Origin of the sequence: Colwellia sp. MB3u-55, assembly GCF_014076785.1 — a bacterium.
Classification (GTDB): domain Bacteria; phylum Pseudomonadota; class Gammaproteobacteria; order Enterobacterales; family Alteromonadaceae; genus Colwellia_A.
This window is the reverse complement of the sequence record NZ_JACGUS010000116.1, coordinates 52,343-68,709: the sequence shown is the minus strand read 5'-3', so window position 1 is coordinate 68,709 and position 16,367 is coordinate 52,343. Positions and strand designations below refer to the sequence as shown.

18 protein-coding genes are annotated in these 16,367 nt (G+C 38.9%); 11 read left to right on the top strand and 7 right to left on the bottom strand.

What is annotated here, in order from left to right; genetic code table 11:
- Positions 1 to 2 precede the first annotated feature (2 nt).
- Complete coding sequence (locus H4J66_RS12335; protein WP_182175121.1) at positions 3 to 1,100, bottom strand: efflux RND transporter periplasmic adaptor subunit; 1,098 nt, start codon at positions 1,098 to 1,100, stop codon at positions 3 to 5.
- Positions 1,101 to 1,128: 28 nt separating this feature from the next.
- A complete protein-coding gene (locus H4J66_RS12330) occupies positions 1,129 to 1,851 on the bottom strand; it encodes a TetR/AcrR family transcriptional regulator (protein WP_182175118.1) in 723 nt (240 codons plus the stop codon).
- Positions 1,852 to 2,035: 184 nt separating this feature from the next.
- Between H4J66_RS12330 and H4J66_RS12325 the strand changes: the two genes are divergently transcribed.
- Positions 2,036 to 5,473, top strand: coding sequence for a PAS-domain containing protein (locus H4J66_RS12325; protein WP_182175115.1), 3,438 nt, complete (start codon positions 2,036 to 2,038; stop codon positions 5,471 to 5,473).
- 121 nt (positions 5,474 to 5,594) lie between these two features.
- On the opposite strand, the gene H4J66_RS12320 is transcribed toward H4J66_RS12325, so the two are convergent.
- The 4 genes from H4J66_RS12320 to coaBC all read right to left on the bottom strand — a co-directional run bounded on the left by H4J66_RS12320 (position 5,595) and on the right by coaBC (position 9,802).
- A complete protein-coding gene (locus H4J66_RS12320; RefSeq protein WP_070375424.1) occupies positions 5,595 to 6,251 on the bottom strand; it encodes a response regulator transcription factor in 657 nt (218 codons plus the stop codon).
- Positions 6,252 to 6,417: 166 nt separating this feature from the next.
- Positions 6,418 to 7,890 carry an aminoacyl-histidine dipeptidase gene (locus H4J66_RS12315; RefSeq protein ID WP_182175100.1) on the bottom strand — a complete coding sequence of 491 codons (1,473 nt, stop codon included), beginning with the start codon at positions 7,888 to 7,890 and terminating at the stop codon, positions 6,418 to 6,420.
- A 95-nt stretch (positions 7,891 to 7,985) separates the two neighbouring features.
- Entirely contained in the window at positions 7,986 to 8,570 is a 585-nt protein-coding gene (gene slmA, locus H4J66_RS12310) for a nucleoid occlusion factor SlmA (RefSeq protein ID WP_182175097.1), read from the bottom strand.
- Between the two features lie 11 nt (positions 8,571 to 8,581).
- Complete coding sequence (coaBC, locus tag H4J66_RS12305; RefSeq protein ID WP_182175094.1) at positions 8,582 to 9,802, bottom strand: bifunctional phosphopantothenoylcysteine decarboxylase/phosphopantothenate--cysteine ligase CoaBC; 1,221 nt, start codon at positions 9,800 to 9,802, stop codon at positions 8,582 to 8,584.
- Between the two features lie 81 nt (positions 9,803 to 9,883).
- On the opposite strand from coaBC, the gene radC reads away from it, so the two are divergent.
- The 9 genes from radC to mutM all read left to right on the top strand — a co-directional run bounded on the left by radC (position 9,884) and on the right by mutM (position 15,041).
- A complete protein-coding gene (gene radC, locus H4J66_RS12300; RefSeq protein WP_182175091.1) occupies positions 9,884 to 10,558 on the top strand; it encodes a RadC family protein in 675 nt (224 codons plus the stop codon).
- Between the two features lie 26 nt (positions 10,559 to 10,584).
- Positions 10,585 to 10,911 carry a PilZ domain-containing protein gene (locus H4J66_RS12295; RefSeq protein ID WP_182175088.1) on the top strand — a complete coding sequence of 109 codons (327 nt, stop codon included), beginning with the start codon at positions 10,585 to 10,587 and terminating at the stop codon, positions 10,909 to 10,911.
- An 80-nt stretch (positions 10,912 to 10,991) separates the two neighbouring features.
- Complete coding sequence (locus H4J66_RS12290) at positions 10,992 to 11,660, top strand: AAA family ATPase (RefSeq protein ID WP_070375418.1); 669 nt, start codon at positions 10,992 to 10,994, stop codon at positions 11,658 to 11,660.
- Positions 11,647 to 12,027, top strand: coding sequence for a hypothetical protein (locus H4J66_RS12285; protein ID WP_182175085.1), 381 nt, complete (start codon positions 11,647 to 11,649; stop codon positions 12,025 to 12,027). The genes H4J66_RS12290 and H4J66_RS12285 overlap by 14 nt, the downstream gene beginning before the upstream one ends.
- A gap of 233 nt (positions 12,028 to 12,260) precedes the next feature.
- Complete coding sequence (gene rpmB, locus H4J66_RS12280) at positions 12,261 to 12,497, top strand: 50S ribosomal protein L28 (protein ID WP_070375416.1); 237 nt, start codon at positions 12,261 to 12,263, stop codon at positions 12,495 to 12,497.
- A gap of 24 nt (positions 12,498 to 12,521) precedes the next feature.
- Positions 12,522 to 12,677: a 50S ribosomal protein L33 gene (gene rpmG, locus H4J66_RS12275; RefSeq protein ID WP_070375415.1), complete on the top strand. Its 156-nt coding sequence runs from the start codon at positions 12,522 to 12,524 to the stop codon at positions 12,675 to 12,677.
- A gap of 96 nt (positions 12,678 to 12,773) precedes the next feature.
- Positions 12,774 to 13,259 carry a hypothetical protein gene (locus tag H4J66_RS12270; protein WP_182175083.1) on the top strand — a complete coding sequence of 162 codons (486 nt, stop codon included), beginning with the start codon at positions 12,774 to 12,776 and terminating at the stop codon, positions 13,257 to 13,259.
- A 38-nt stretch (positions 13,260 to 13,297) separates the two neighbouring features.
- A complete protein-coding gene (locus H4J66_RS12265; RefSeq protein WP_220463293.1) occupies positions 13,298 to 14,197 on the top strand; it encodes a RimK family alpha-L-glutamate ligase in 900 nt (299 codons plus the stop codon).
- A gap of 28 nt (positions 14,198 to 14,225) precedes the next feature.
- Positions 14,226 to 15,041, top strand: coding sequence for a bifunctional DNA-formamidopyrimidine glycosylase/DNA-(apurinic or apyrimidinic site) lyase (gene mutM / locus H4J66_RS12260; protein WP_070375413.1), 816 nt, complete (start codon positions 14,226 to 14,228; stop codon positions 15,039 to 15,041).
- Here mutM and coaD read toward each other — a convergent pair.
- Complete coding sequence (gene coaD, locus H4J66_RS12255) at positions 15,038 to 15,511, bottom strand: pantetheine-phosphate adenylyltransferase (protein WP_070375412.1); 474 nt, start codon at positions 15,509 to 15,511, stop codon at positions 15,038 to 15,040. The genes mutM and coaD overlap by 4 nt on opposite strands.
- Before the next feature lie 75 nt (positions 15,512 to 15,586).
- On the opposite strand from coaD, the gene H4J66_RS12250 reads away from it, so the two are divergent.
- Entirely contained in the window at positions 15,587 to 16,336 is a 750-nt protein-coding gene (locus H4J66_RS12250) for a TetR/AcrR family transcriptional regulator (protein ID WP_259368507.1), read from the top strand.
- The last annotated feature ends 31 nt before the right edge of the window (positions 16,337 to 16,367 follow it).

The following is a 16,367-nucleotide window of genomic DNA, read 5'->3' as shown; positions in this document are numbered from 1 at the left end:
CGCTATTTCTTATCAGCAGTACTCGCTGACAAAGGCTCAGCGAGATAAACTTTCATTTGTGGGAACAATTTAAATGCACCTTTTGTAGCAATTAATTGCCCTTCATTGAGGCCTGACAACACCATTACCCGGTCATCATTGCGATCGCCCAAAATCACTTTAACTTTTTTAGCCCGATAAGCACCTTCACCCTCAGCTTCAAGTATAAAAACATAACTTCCTAGTGGATCTCGTGTTATGGCGATATCAGGTACTGATATTAGCGAAGCCTTGGCGGCAATGGGTGAATAAACACTGACTAAGGTATTAGGCTTCAATGCTAATAATGAAGACTTTATTTGTGCGCGATACTTCAAGCTACGTGAAGTCCGTTTTAATTGTGGGTCAATGGCAATGATCATCGCTTGATATGACTTAAGCTGATTCATCGGTTGAACGTTAACAACCGATCCCACCTCGAGCTCTTGATAAACTTGTGGTAAGTAAAAATCAATCCAGGTAAATTCGTTAATACCAATCAAGGTCAATACTTGACTGTTTTTATCTAAATATTGCCCAATTTCAAGATTATGAATGGCCACTTTTGCATCAAAAGGCGCAGTCAGTTTTTTCTTGGTGATCATCGTTTCTAATAACGCTACATCAGACTTAGCCAATGCAACTTCAGCTTCAGCTTGATCAACAAGTTCGGCACTAATTTCATTGTTTTTCTTTAAGACAAGATAGCGACTATAGGTCTTTTTCGCTAAGGTAAGCTGTGCTTGATCGGCAATTAACTTCGAGTCTTCATCTCGATGGTCAATTTCAATAAGTACCTGATCTTTTTTCACCAGACGTCCTGACTGTGCATTTAACAGGGTGATTTGCCCAGCGAATTCATTATTTAATGATAATGATTTAAAGGCTTGTACTTCACCACTGACTTTAAGCATCTCTTGATAATCGACACGAACCGCTTCAGTCGCATTAACCGTTGCTGAAGGCTCAGGCATATTGACTCCCTGCGATGCTTCGGCTTGTAATGATGACTTATAAAAATACAAGCTACTGACCACTGCAACTAAAATTAGAATAATTAGAATCCATTGACGGATTTTCATAGTATTTCCTTTATTATTTCTCATGTTGTTATCTAAGCTCTGACGTCGTTAGCTGTATAGCTATTTTTTCAATATCGTCTTTACTGACTTTTTGTCGCCAATCAAAGGTGTTGATAAAGCGTTGTAAATTAAGAATGTGCACATTGTCTGTTGATAAAGAAGTGATACCCTCTTGAGCTTCACTATCTTGTTTACTGTTTCTATTGTGATGTAATCTTACCGTTTGAAAATAACCAACATTTAAAGACCATGCGCCAATACTTATCTGCTCCATGTCATTAACACTCGACTGTAGTTCATTAGTATCGACTGCCGTTTGCAACAATGCTTTAAATGAATCCTCGCAGACACGACTACAATTAATCATATAATCAAGCCAGCGTTGCGAGCATCGCTTTATAATAGAGCGGGTATTAACAATACTTTCTAGTTGATCATCAAAACTAAACATTTGTACTTTAGAGAAATCGAGTAAGCTTAAAGCAATAATTCGTTCTGGCGTAGTTAGTGGCAATGCAAGCACTTGACTTACAACCCGATATTTTTCTTGATACATTTTTGTTGCTAAGACAATCAGCAAGTCTTCTTTACATTGCACAAATTTATAGACCGATCCCATAGATAGGCCAGCAGACTTGGCGATTGATGACATTGAAAAATCTAATACGTTACTTTTTTCTATTGCGGTAACCGCGGCAAACAGAATTAACTTCTCTTGTTCTTCAAGGCTAAATTTTGGTGCTGGTGCCATAGAAATCTCTTTAACTTATTCGTTCGAATGATATTCGAACGCGATTGTATAGTAATGTTATTGAAATGCAATGTTCTGAAGTTAATGGCTTAAAAAACTTCGCTTAATTACCCACCAAGTTTTGTATAAATTAGCTTAAAGGCTTGGTATTGTAGAAGTATAAAAATAAAAATTGAGATTAATTATGTTTCCTAATTGGCAATTGTCCGTATTGAGTATTGGTTATATTGGCCTGCTTTTTCTTATTGCTTATTTAGGAAACAAATACCGTCATAAAATTGTTCGTAAAAGTCAGGGGATTATTTATGCGCTAACGCTAGGGGTTTACTGTACGTCATGGAGCTTTTTAGGCACTACGGGCCAAGCCTCAACAAACTTTCTTTCTCATATTCCTATCTATTTAGGACCCATTTTATTATTTGTTTTTGCTTGGCCTTTTATCCAACGTATTGTGCGTGTTAGCTTAAAGTTAAACTTAACCTCTCTCGCTGATTTACTCGCCTCACGTTATGGTAAGTCGCACAAGCTAGCGATTATGGTGACCATCGTCGCTTTAATCGGCACCATGCCCTATATCGCTCTACAGTTAAAAGCTATTGTCTATTCTTTTCAACAACTTCAAGCTGAACAAACGTTAGTAACTTGGCGCTTTGGACTTATTTCAAGCATAGTACTTGCTGGCTTCACCGTAATATTTGGTATTCGTCACATCGATGTTACCGAGCGCCACCCAGGTGTAATGCTCGCCATTGCTTTTGAATCGTTAGTCAAACTTTTTGCTTTTCTTGCTGTCGGTATTTTTGTGACTTTTTTTGTCTTCGACTCACCCATGGACATTTGGTACAAGTCAGGAGCACGTTTACAGCTAGAGCAGCAACTTAACTTTCCTAATATGATGTCGATGCTAGCGATGTTGGTTATTGTCATGGCGGCATTTTTATCCTTACCTCGACAATTTCAAGTCATGGTCGTTGAACTTAAAGACCCAAAAGATACTAAGCTCAGTCGAAAAGTATTTCCGCTTTATTTATTAGTTTTTGCGGTTTTCGCTGCACCACTGGGTATCGCGGGCCAAATGCTCTTGGGTGATAGTGTCCCTTCAGATGCTTATGTTTTATTTTTACCTTGGCATCAACAACAAACCTGGTTAACACTGTTTGCTTTTCTAGGTGCTATTTCTGCTGCCAGCTCTATGGTGATTATTTCTTCGATTGCGCTGAGTACGATGCTGAGTAATGAAATAGTTTTCCCTTATATTTTTCGTGCTAGCAAAGCTAAAAACACTGATTTTGATGAATTTCGAATTCGCTTGCTTAACATTCGTAAAGCACTTGTTTTTCTAGTTATTTTACTAGGCTACGGGGTGTTTTTGATGACGTCACCCGATACCCTAAGCTCGTTAGGTGAAATTGCTTTTGGAGCTTTTGCGCAATTGACCCCAGCACTTGTTGCGGCATTTTACTGGCGAAGAGCAAGCTTAACCGGGGTATATGCGGGTATTTTAATTGGTTTTTCAATGTGGTTATTACTTAATTTCATTCCACAATTTGGCTTATACGAGCAGCCTTTTACCGGCGGCTTATTATCGGCTAATACCACCGTTAGCCTGCTTAGCTTAACGATTAATATGTTTGTAATGTGGGCATTATCACAAGTCAGTCGCCAAAGTGTGCAAGAGCGGGTACAGGCATCGCTATTTTTAGAGTGGCAAGCACCTAAACTACTCAATTCACAGAAAAAACGCCATATTGATGAACGTGATTTAGAAGTACTTGTCTCGCGCTTTGTTGGCGAAGGAAAAGCAAAAATTAGTTTTAAACACTTTAAGCAAGGTGTTGTGAAAAAAGAGGTTACTCATCAAGATTATAATCAACAGTTATTACTGCATACTGAAAATACGCTGGCAAGTGTTATGGGGGCATCTTCAGCACGTTTAGTCTTATCTTCGGCTTTAGATGGACGCGATATTGCCCTCGACGAAATTGCGGTATTAGTTGAAGATGCTTCGAGCCAGCAGCGTAAATTCAGTCAAAATTTATTACAAAGCGCAATAGAAAACGCCAGTGACGGTATTTCTATTGTCGATAATGAGCTAAAACTAGTCGCTTGGAACAATAAATATATTGATTTATTTTCTTACCCTAAAGAGTTAATTTACAAAGGCTGCCCGATAAAGCACCTTATTCGTTACAACGCCTCGCGTGGTCTTTGCGGCGAAGGTGAAATTAGTCGGCAAGTTGAAAAACGTTTAGAGTATTTACGAAACGGAAGCCCTCACAGCTCTGAACGTGAACACCCTGACGGCCAAGTGATCAGAATTCAAGGTAACCCTTTACCCGGTGGTGGCTTTGTCATGTTGTTTTCTGACGTTACCGCCTATAAAAATGCTGAAAGAGTATTAAAAGATACCAATGTTGATTTAGAGGCCATTATTACCGAACGCACTAAAAAATTAGAAAAAACCAATGAAGATTTAGATGCTGCTCGTGAGAAGGCTGAACAAGCACATATTAAAAAAAGCCTCTATCTCAAAGCCTGCAGCCATGATTTAATGCAGCCATTGGAAGCTGCAAGATTATTTACCTCAGCCTTGAGTAGCCAAGGCAGTTTAAGCGAAAGCCAATTAAGACAAGTCAAAAACATCGATCATTCTTTAAAAGTTGCTAACGACTTACTGGCCGACTTAGCTGAAATAGCACGTATTGAAAGCGGTAATATCACCACCCATCTCACCACATTTTCAGTGGATGATTTATTTAAAGATTTGGCGCAAGAATTCTCAGCGGCGGCGGCTGAATATCAAGTTGAATTTAAAGTGGTCTCTTGTAAAGCTTGGATTACTTCAGACCGTAATTTATTACGCCGTATTTTACAGAACTTAATTGGCAATGCCTTTCGCTACGCCAGTCCGGGTAAAGTTTTATTAGGATCGCGTACTCTTGGTCAGCAAGTTATTCTGCAAGTATTGGACAACGGTCCAGGTATTCCACTTGAAAAACAAAAAATTGTTTTTGAGCAATTTACTCAACTAGAAAACAATCCAAGTCATGCCAGCAGAGGTTTAGGATTGGGTCTTAATATTACCCAAAGCTTTGCAAAATTATTAGGACACCCGCTGTCGTTAACATCAAAAGAGCAGCAAGGGTGTAAATTCTCACTCGCTATCACTAAAGCTCATCGACAATTTAATATTAAAATTGAGCAGCCAGTCAATAAAATAGGTCTAAAAGACGTTACGGTAATGTGTATTGATAACGACCCTGATGTACTTAATGGCATGACAGAACTGCTCAGTGCTTGGCAGTGTAACGTGCTATCGGCTGAGTCTTTTGAGCAGGCAATTGCAATATTTGCACAGCATCAAAATGAAGTTGAAATTTTATTAGTCGACTACCAGCTTAATAATAATCAAGACGGCTTAACCCTTATTAAAGCGTTACGTGCAAGCAGTAATCATTATATTCCGGCCATATTAATTACAGCGACTATCGATAGTGACATTGAAGAAAAAACTCATAAAGCTGATGTTGGCTTTATGAGAAAACTGGTTAAGCCAGCAGCGCTGCGCGCAATGATGAGTGCACTGCTAGCGAAGAAGTTACAAGATAATTATTCTGAGTAATCGTTATCACCAGCGGTTGTTGATGGTTGCTTTTACAAGTCGCTGCGAGTGATTAATTAGTGGGTTGAACACTAACAAGCAATAGCCCATTGCTATTACTGATAATTGTTAATAATTGCGCTTAGTGATTAATATTTGGCTCAGCAACATTCAGTGGTGCAATAGCAATAACGGCTTGCGTTCTGTTACGAACATTGAGTTTACGAAAGATAGCGGTAGCATGCGCCTTAATAGTCGCTTCTGAGACATTAAGGTCGTAAGCAATTTGCTTGTTTAATAAGCCTTGGGCAAACATCATTAAAATGCGGTATTGCTGTTGAGTTAAACTCGCCACACGCTCAGCAATATTACTTTCACCATCACCTTTACTCGCTTGAGCAAAGCTTTCTGGTACCCATACTTCTCCCGCTAATATTTGTTGAATCGCGTAAATAATAGTTTCAACGGGCGTCGATTTAGGTACAAAACCCGCTGCGCCATATTCCATCGCTTTACGAATAGTATCATTATCTTCATGAGCCGAGATCATCACTACCGGTATTTGCGGGAAATGATTACGCACATGAATTAAAGTGTTAAAACCATGAGCGCCAGGAATATTTAAGTCTAACAAGACTAAATCACTGTCGGTATTATTAGCGAGTTGTTGTTCAAGTTGCTCGATTGTCTGTGCTTCTAACCACTGGGTTTTATTAAACTTAACATCGAGCGCGGCTAATAACGCTTGTCTAAATAAAGGGTGATCGTCAGCAACTATTATTTTTTCTGGCTGGAACATAAGTTAATCCTTAAAACTTTCTTCTTTGAGTATACGGTTTTACCAGAAAAAGTTTATTAGACCTTAGCCTAACAACACTTGTTTTGATTTAAACCGTATTATGTTGAAATTATGCACCTTACTTGATTAAAAGTAAGGTGACATCTTCAACATAACAACAGAAAAACTAAGCTTTTGCTGGAATATTCTTCAAGACTTCTACCAGTAACTGCCAATAAAGCCCAACGGCTTCGACATTCACTTTTTCATCAGGTGAATGAGGAAATTTAATGGTGGGGCCAAACGAAACCATATCCCAATTTGGATAAGCGTTTTTAAATAAACCACATTCTAAACCGGCATGGATAACCATAATCTCAGGCACTTTATTAAAAAGTGACTGGTAAGTATCACGGACGGTTTTCATAATTTTTGAATCTGTATTAGGCTTCCAGCCGGGATAAGCACCAGAAAATTCAACCTTTGCTCCTGCTAATGTAAAGACTGACTTCACCATAGACTCGGCCAGTAATCGACCATCGTCATGTAAACTACGAATAAGCGACATAGCGATAAAGTTACGCCCTTTACAGCGAACAACCCCTAAGTTAAGCGATGTTTCTACAATACCTTCAATATCGTCACTCATGCGAATAACACCATTGGGGCAAGCGTTAAGGGCGTTTAAAATTAACGACTGTGTTTTAAGACTCCAACACTGGTCGAAAACCTCTGGTGAAATGAGTAACATCTCGATATCGGTTTCAATACTGCCTAATGTTGCGCGTAACCTGTCTAAATAATCGTCTAGGCTAAGTTTAAAAGCGCTCACATCTTTTGCTGCAATAACAAAGCTGGCATCAGCTTCACGAGGAATAGCGTTACGCAAGCTACCGCCATTTAAATCCACTAAACGCAAATCAAAATTTTGGCTTGCGTCGAGCAAAAATCGCACTAAAAGTTTATTTGCATTGGCACGACCCGTATCGATGTCTACCCCAGAATGTCCACCTTTTAAACCTGAAAGAGATAAGGTAAATGAAGTAAAATCTTGGGTAACATCTTCAAAAATCAATTTAAAGGTAGCTTCGGCGTCAATACCACCGGCGCACCCCATATAGATTTCACCTTCTTGTTCAGAATCGGTATTAATTAGAATATCGCCCTCTAACCAGCCCGCTTCCAAACCAAAAGCGCCGGTCATGCCAGCTTCTTCATCTATGGTTACTAAAACTTCTAAAGGGCCATGAGCGATATCATCGCTTGCTAAAACGGCTAAAGCTGAACATAAGCCAATACCATTATCAGCGCCTAAGGTGGTACCTTCTGCTGTAACCCATTGTCCATCGGCTTCTTCAACCGTATAAGGTTTGATAGCATCGGTTAAAAAATCATGAACGGTATCAGCATTTTTTTGTGGAACCATATCCATATGCGCTTGTAGAATAACACCTTGGCAGTTTTCCATACCCGCTGTAGCTGGCTTCTTAATAAAAATATTACCAACGGCGTCTTCTTTTACCGCTAAACCTTGCTCTTTTGCCCAAGCTTGGATCCAAGCTGATATTTTTTGCTCATGCTTTGAAGGGTGAGGAATACTGCATATTTTTTCAAATAACTGCCATAAATGCATGGGATGAAGCTGTGATAAATCACTCACATTTTTTCCTTAATTTTATTTTAATACTTATTAGGTTATTAACTTACTGAAATCTGTATTGCTCAGGGTTATGTCGTCGCATTTTTACGCGAAACTTACTTACCCGCCATTAAAAATTGCCATTGATCATTAAAATCTTCGCTAGGCTTCTTGGTAAAACCTGAACGAACATACTGGCTAATTTTTCCTTCAACATAAGCGCCTAAAATATTTGCTAATGCTTGCTCTGAAATGCTAAAGCTCTTACCTTCACGCAATTTTCGTTCACGTAAGACTTGTTTAAATTGCGTTTCTAATTTTTCAAAATACTGATTAACACGTGTTCGTAATCTTTCGTTTTCGCCCATTAACGCATCACCAGCCAAGATACGACACATCCCAGGATTACGCTCTGAAAAAACCAACAATACATGCAAAATATGATGACAACGCACCAAAGCTTCTTTGTGATCACTGAGGATTAAATTCACCCGTGAAAACGTTGATTCTTCAATAAAATCAATTAAACCTTCGAACATACGCGCTTTAGAAGGAAAGTGGCGATAAAGCGCAGCTTCTGATACACCCACTTCAGCAGCAAGTTTGGCGGTCGTTATTCTCTGGCCAGGACAAGTTTCTAGCATTTTTGCTAAACACTCTAAAATTTGTTGTTTGCGATTAGGTTTTTGCGCTGCGGTCATAAATCGTTCTCTTATTTTTTTTCAATATAATGTTGCGAAATTAGTTGTACTAATTGCTCGGCAAGTATTTTTTTCGATGCTAACGGTAGTTCCGTTTTATTTATATTGGAGAAAACCGTTAAGGCATTATCATCACTATTAAAGCCTTGTCCTGACAGCGCAACATTGTTGGCAGCAATCATATCAAGATTTTTTCTTTTTAATTTATCAAGCGCATAATATGCGACATCTTGTGTTTCAGCGGCAAAACCGACGGTAAAAGGTTTTACAGATAAAGCAGCAACATCGGCAACAATATCGGGATTTTTCACTAAAACAAGTTGCATTTCATCGGCTGATTTTTTAATTTTTTGCGTTGCTACTTCACTAACTCGATAATCAGCAACCGCGGCACAGGCAACAAAAACGTCAGCTTTTTTAGCGAGTTCAAGCGCTTGCTGGTGCATTTGTAATGCACTTTCCACCGCTATTTTTTTACAACCATGGGGAACGGCAATACTGACGGGGCCCGATATTATTTGTACTTCTGCACCCGCTAATTGTGCTGCTTGTGCGATGGCATAACCCATTTTTCCTGAGCTATGATTTGAAATATAGCGAACTGGGTCTATAGCTTCACGCGTTGGTCCTGCTGTGATCACCCAACGTTGACCTGATAAATTTACCTGAGCAATCTTCGACGCGGGTTGAAAAAATTGACAGACATGGTTAACCAAAGGGTCAACATCTAACATTCGCCCTAAACCAACATCACCACAAGCTTGTGCTCCTGAGCCAGGACCAAATATGGCAACTTTTCGTGAAATAAGTTTGGCAATATTTTCTTGAGTTATTGCCGCATGCCACATTTGTTGATTCATCGCTGGAGCGATAGCAATTGGCGCACTTGTTGCCAAACATATTGTAGTCAATAAATCATTCGCCATGCCGCAGGTAATACGGGCAATTGCGTCGGCTGTCGCTGGTGCAATTAAGATAAAGTCTGCCCATTTTGCTAATTCTATATGCCCCATAGCTAATTCTGCTTGGCTATCAAGCAAACTGTCTGAAACGCCATTGGCAGAAACGGCCTGTAATGTTAGTGGGGTGATAAAAGCTTTCGCCGCTGTTGTCATCACTACACGAACATCTGCGCCATTATCTTTTAAACGACGCACTAATTCTGGCGTTTTATAGGCAGCAATACCGCCAGTAATACCCAGAACTATTTTTTTCCCCTGTAAAATTTGCATAAACTGCTAGTCTTAATAACGGTAAGTGGCGATAAGATACCATTAATTTGCCCATTTACAAATTTGCTTTGCAAGGATGCGGTGATGTTAAAAGATTGGTTAGAAAATGAAAAACCCAGGGAAAAGCTACTACACAAAGGACCTAGCAGTTTAAGTGATGCAGAATTATTGGCTATATTTTTACGCACGGGAGTAAAGGGATGCCATGTAGTTGAGCTAGCTCAGCAGCTTTTAAAAAGTTTTGGCAGTATTGCCGCCATCTATCGCGCAACTGAGCAAGAGTTTTGTCAACATCATGGTTTAGGTGTGGCGAAATATGTACAGTTACAAGCGTGTTTGGAGATGTCAAAGCGTTATCTTAGCGAGCAATTGCAAAAAGGTACTGCGTTAAGCTCTTCACAGGTGACAAGAGATTACTTGATCAGTGAATTACGTGGTGAAAGCAGAGAAGTCTTTGCGGTAATGTTTCTCGATAGCCAGCATCAAGTATTAACCTTTGAACGATTATTTTTTGGCACTATTAATGCGGCAGCAGTCTACCCCAGAATAGTGGTTGAGCAGGCGTTAAAACAAAAAGCCGTCGCGGTAATTTTAGCGCATAATCATCCTTCGGGTATTGCCGAAGCGAGCATTGCTGATAAACAAATTACCAAAAGACTAGAACAGGCACTAAGCTTAATTGATATACAAGTACTCGATCACATTATTGTTGCCGGTAATCAGTGTTACTCTTTTGCTGAACACGGTGAATTATAAAGAATAAATAATAGAAGGAGCTTTAGATGAACGAACCTGAACCCAATCAGAGCAGCGACGACGAGCGACGACAATCTTTTCGCTTAGATATGGAAAAAGAGTTAGTTGATATACGTTGGGTAAATGACCAGCAACAAACCGTGCAACGAAAAATTACTTGTTTGGACTTTTCGCGTGGTGGCTTGAAGCTCGATTGCGACCATGTCATTCCACTACAAACTAAAGTGACCGTAGTTTTTAAGGTAGCCAACCCCGATAGCCAAAATTTATATGGCACAGTGATCCGCTGTCTTAAGCAACCGAATGGTTATTTTGAATTAGCACTACGCTTAGAAAATGAAAATGCAAAATAAAATAGTTGCACTATAATTAATCCTCGACGCGAATGTTACAACAGCAAATGTTACAACAAGAGGTAAGGACATTTTATATTATGATGATTTTAGTAGGTGGCGAAAAAGGGGGTAGTGGTAAGAGCTGTTTAGCACAGAATTTAGCCGTTTATTTTGCCCGAGATAAAAAAGCTATCGTGTTGATGGTTGACTGTGATCCACAAAGAACAACCTCTGACTGGATACAAGCAAGAAATTCTGATCCGTCGTTACCCGCGATAAACTGTATTCAATTGTATGGTAAAATTCGTAACGATTTGCTTAGTTTAGTACAGCATTATGATTATGTAATTGTTGACTGTGGTGGCCAAGATAACTTAGCGCTTCGTGCTGCAATGTCAGTTGCTGACCATGTTATTATTCCGCTGCGCCCTAAACGTCGAGATCTAAAAACCGTGCCACACATGGAAGATATGCTCAGTACCTGTAAAATGGTTAACCCAAAAATGCTCGCCTCTTTTGTTATCACCCAATGCCCATCGTTGCCCAACCAAGGTAAACGAATATTAGAAGCAAAAGATGTTTGCCGCTCATATGGTATTAACGTATTAAACGCGGTAACCTTTAGTCGTAATGTTTATGATGACAGCGAAGAACAAGGCTCTTCAGTACTCGAAATAGAACCTCAGGGTAAAGCAGCAATAGAAATGACCGCTATAGCTGAAGAATTATTAGCAATGAAACCGGACAACTCACATGAGTTTAACTGACCTAAAGAAAACCACACAAGGAAATAAAAAGAAAAGGGAATTTACTGTTGACGAATTTATTGCTGACGCAGAAAATTATGCGTTAGGGCACCCTGAAATTGTTAATAGCGACAACACCAAGAATGTCTCTATTGAACAAGCCATTCTTGCTGCAAAACAGCAATTGGCGAGTAAGAATATGAAAGGAAATAAGCCCTTTCGTCACGCCACTTTCACTCTCAGTGAACAAGCGATTATCCAATTACAAGATCTCGCTAAAGAAACTAAATTAGCCAAATCACATATTATTCGTATTTTAATTAACGAACTTTGTGGCGAAGAACAGCATAATAAACTTAAAAAATTGCTCGACTCAGGCATAAATTAACAACAACTTGATATTTATCTGTGCAATTTTCACTCAAACCTTGCGTCATACAGCCACAAAAAACAGATAAGCCATTGTAAAGTAATACAATATTAAGTTAACATAGTTTTTTCTTATTAAAGGTGGCTTTCATTTTTCAGTTTCACTATAATATGCCACCTTTTTCAGGATCTCGAGGCGACGGTCTTGGGGAATAATAGTTCGACCTGGAATTAATTTTTGGAGTACTCAGAATGTCTAAAGTTTGCCAAGTAACAGGCAAAGTGCCAATGGTTGGAAACAACCGTTCACATGCAAGAAACGCGACTCGTCGTCGTTTTTTACCAAACCTTCAATCTCACCGTTTTTGGGTGGAGAGTGAAAATCGTTTCGTTAAATTACGTTTAACTCCGAAAGGAATGCGTATTATCGATAAGAAAGGTATTGATGTAGTATTAACTGACATCCGTGCCCGTGGCGGAAAAGTTTAACAACTACTTTTAGAGGAAATTATTATGCGCGATAAAATTCGTTTAGTTTCTAGTGCCGGTACTGGTCATTTTTATACTACTGATAAGAATAAAAAGACTATGCCTGAAAAGATGGAGATCAAGAAATTTGATCCACGCATCCGTCAGCACGTAATGTACAAAGAAGCTAAAATTAAGTAATTTAATTCAAGTTTTTAAAAACCCAGCAATTGCTGGGTTTTTTATTGCCTAAAATTTAGTATCATCGCTATTATCATATTTAATAATGAGTCTTTTATGAAGCTCTCTCGTACTGGTTGGAACAACGTTATCATTTTTTCAGTGATGATTTTTATTCTGGTGATTAACGTGACTAATAAAAAATTATATTCATCAACTGAGCAGCAAGATAATAAACAACAGACCTTGTTTGCCAAACATGCTGTTATTCTATCACTAGCGGTTAACCAGCAAGTGGCGATAGAACGCATCGGACGAACTTGGCGAGCAACACCAGCAAAAATATCAGGACAAGCATTAGAGCAAATGATGCTCACCTGGCATGAGATAACAGGTGACATAGTTACTGTTCCACCCAAGCTTGACCACCAAATGGCGTTAGTGGTTACGGTTGAATTAGCCGATGAAGCGCAAGCTCAATTACTTAATTTATTTATTACTGATAATGAATTGCTGGTCTTTAATCTTCAGCAAAAAAGATGGTTAGCTTTTCCGCTGGCAATATTTTCACAGCTCATTCCTAATGAAATATTAGCCAGTTAACTTCCCCTTTCACTAAAACCATAAAGAAGATCATGTCGATGACTAATCATAAAATACAAGACTGCGCGATACTGACCATGGACAACCTTAAAAATTTTGAGGCTTACGACCATTTACTTGCACAGCCACTACTCGCGTTAGGTTGGCAAATGCATATGGTGTCATGGCATGATAAAAGTGTTAATTGGAACGACTATGCCGCCGTTATTATTCGTTCGCCATGGGATTACCAAGACAATGCGGCTGAATTTTTAAAGGTGTTAACTGATATTGAGCAATCTAGTGCTCACCTTGAAAATAGTTTACAAACGGTTGAGTGGAATATTGATAAAAAATATTTACGTGAATTAGTTAGCCTTGATGTAAATATTGTAAAAACATTGTGGCGGAAAAATTTAACGCCGCAACAGCTTGATCAATATTTTACTGAATTAAATGTTGATCAATTAGTCATTAAGCCTCGTATTAGTGCAAATGCTGATAATACCTTTTGGTTAACAAAAGAAAATCATCAAACATTTTATCCACAACTTGCACAAGCGTTTTCAGCCAGTGAGTTTTTAGTTCAGCCCTTTATGAAAAATGTTATTGATGAAGGTGAATTTTCACTGTTTTATTTTAATGGCCACTACAGTCACGCCATTTTAAAAACACCAAAAGACGATGATTTTCGCGTTCAGGAAGAACATGGCGGTCGTTTAAGGTCAATAACACCGGAAGCAAGCTTAACAAAGCATGCAGAGCAAGCCCTTAAAGCGATAAAAACGCAAATCGGCATGCCACTGTATGCTCGCGTTGATTTTGTGCGTTGTGAGCAGGGTTTTGCTCTTATGGAGGCTGAACTAATTGAGCCTTCATTATATTTTAATATGGATGAACAATCAGCAACACGCTTTGCCGATGCTTTTGTTCATCGTATGCAAGCACTAACACTGTAATTTACCATAAACCCAATATAGAGCTACTATGCCCGAATTACCTGAAGTAGAAGTTTGCCGACAAGGCATTAGTCCCCATATTTTAAAGCAAACCGTTTCACAAGTTGTTGTACGTAACGCAAAATTACGTTGGCCAATTCCTGAAACAGTACAAAGTATGATTGGTCATAGTGTTCATGCTGTTGAGCGCCGCTCAAAATATTTATTAATTAAGTTTTCACATGGTACCTTAGTTTTGCATTTAGGCATGTCAGGAACCATTAGAGTGATTGAAGCCGATACACCTATCGCCAAGCATGATCATTTTGATTTAGTCTTCGCACACGGCAAAGCGTTACGTTTGAATGACCCTCGACGTTTTGGCGCGGTATTATGGTTTAAAGACAATATTGACGAGCGAGGTTTATTAAGTAAATTAGGACCCGAGCCATTGAGTGATGACTTCACTTACGGCTATTTATTTACTAAGGCGCAGAATCGCAAAGTACCGATAAAAACCTTTTTAATGTCAAACCCTGTTGTGGTCGGTGTCGGTAATATTTACGCAAATGAAGCATTATTTAAAGCCGGTATTTTACCAACGGCCTTAGCCGGAACGATTTCTGCAGCACGTTTTGATCAGCTTACCGATATTATCAAACAAGTATTAACTGCAGCCATTGCCCAAGGGGGCACAACCTTAAAAGATTTTACTCAAGCAGATGGTCGCCCAGGATATTTTGCACAAGAATTATTAGTTTACGGTCGGGCAGGCAAGCAATGTAATAGCTGCCAAACGATTCTTGAAGAAGTTAGACAATCGAATCGCAGTTCGGTGTTCTGTCCGAACTGCCAAACTGATTAAGTATCGTCGAGTGCAGCTTTTACAATAGGATGAACAAATTGACTCACATCACCATTATGCAAGGATACTTCTTTTACTAAGGTTGACGAAATAAAAGAATTTCCTTCTGATGGTGTCAAAAATACACTTTCAAGTTCAGGGGCTAAACGTCTATTCATATTGGCTAATTGAAATTCATAATCAAAATCAGACACAGCGCGCAAGCCGCGGATCAGTACTTTGGCTTGATTTTTTTTAGCAAAGTCGACTAATAAGCCACTAAAACCAACCACGGTGATATTGGGCAGATGCCGGCTCACTTCTTCAATCATAGCAACACGCTGCGCTAAATCAAAACGAGGCTTTTTACTTGGGCTGGCAGCAACACCAACAATAACTTCAGAAAACAAAGCACTTGCACGCTCAATTAAATCTGTGTGGCCGTTAGTGACCGGATCGAAGGTTCCTGGGTAAATCGCTTTTATCGTCATTAGTTGTATCTTCTTTATAAACTTAAAAACATTGTAAAGGCTATTTTTAGTGAATGGAAACTTACAAAGACGAATTTGTTAAAGTATTTACTCGAAAAGCCTTTCCGTCAGTTCAATTTTGATAGTATGATGGAAAATAATACAATAATAAAAACAGAAGTAACTGACATGAAAACCCGTGATAAAATTATTCAAGCCAGCATTGAGCTTTTCAATGAACAAGGTGAGCGCAACGTAACAACTAATCATATTGCAGCGCATTTAAGCATTAGTCCGGGTAACCTCTATTATCATTTTCGCAATAAAGAAGACATTATTCTTTCCATCTACGAAGAATATGCACGTAACCTATTATTAGATACAGTCCCTTTTGTAACACCCGAAGTAAAACCCCTCGATACCATCATTTTATATATGGATGCTGTTTTTCAAGCACTAATGAAGTTTAGATTTTTCTACAGTAACCTGCCGGTATTGTTAGCAAAAAACCCTTTGTTACATGAAAAGTATGTTGATGTGCAATCATCAATCGCTACCCGTGTCAGTGAGATGCTGTTGTCATTACGTAGTACTCATATGATGAAGTTTGCTGATGAAGACTTACCTGATATTGTCAGTATTTTACGTTTAGTGAACACCTTCTGGTTAAGCTTTTATCAAACTCAAAATAAAAATATTGAAATTACTGATGCCGTTTTTTATGAAGGTGTCTTAAAAATATTAGTGATTATTCAACCTTATATCACTGAGTCTGCAATGCCTGAGTTTTTAGAAGCACGTACCATGTACCGTAAACGTTGTATGGAAGTCGCTGAAGTCGCTTAACCACCAAACCATCTGTTTAGTTGAAAATCAA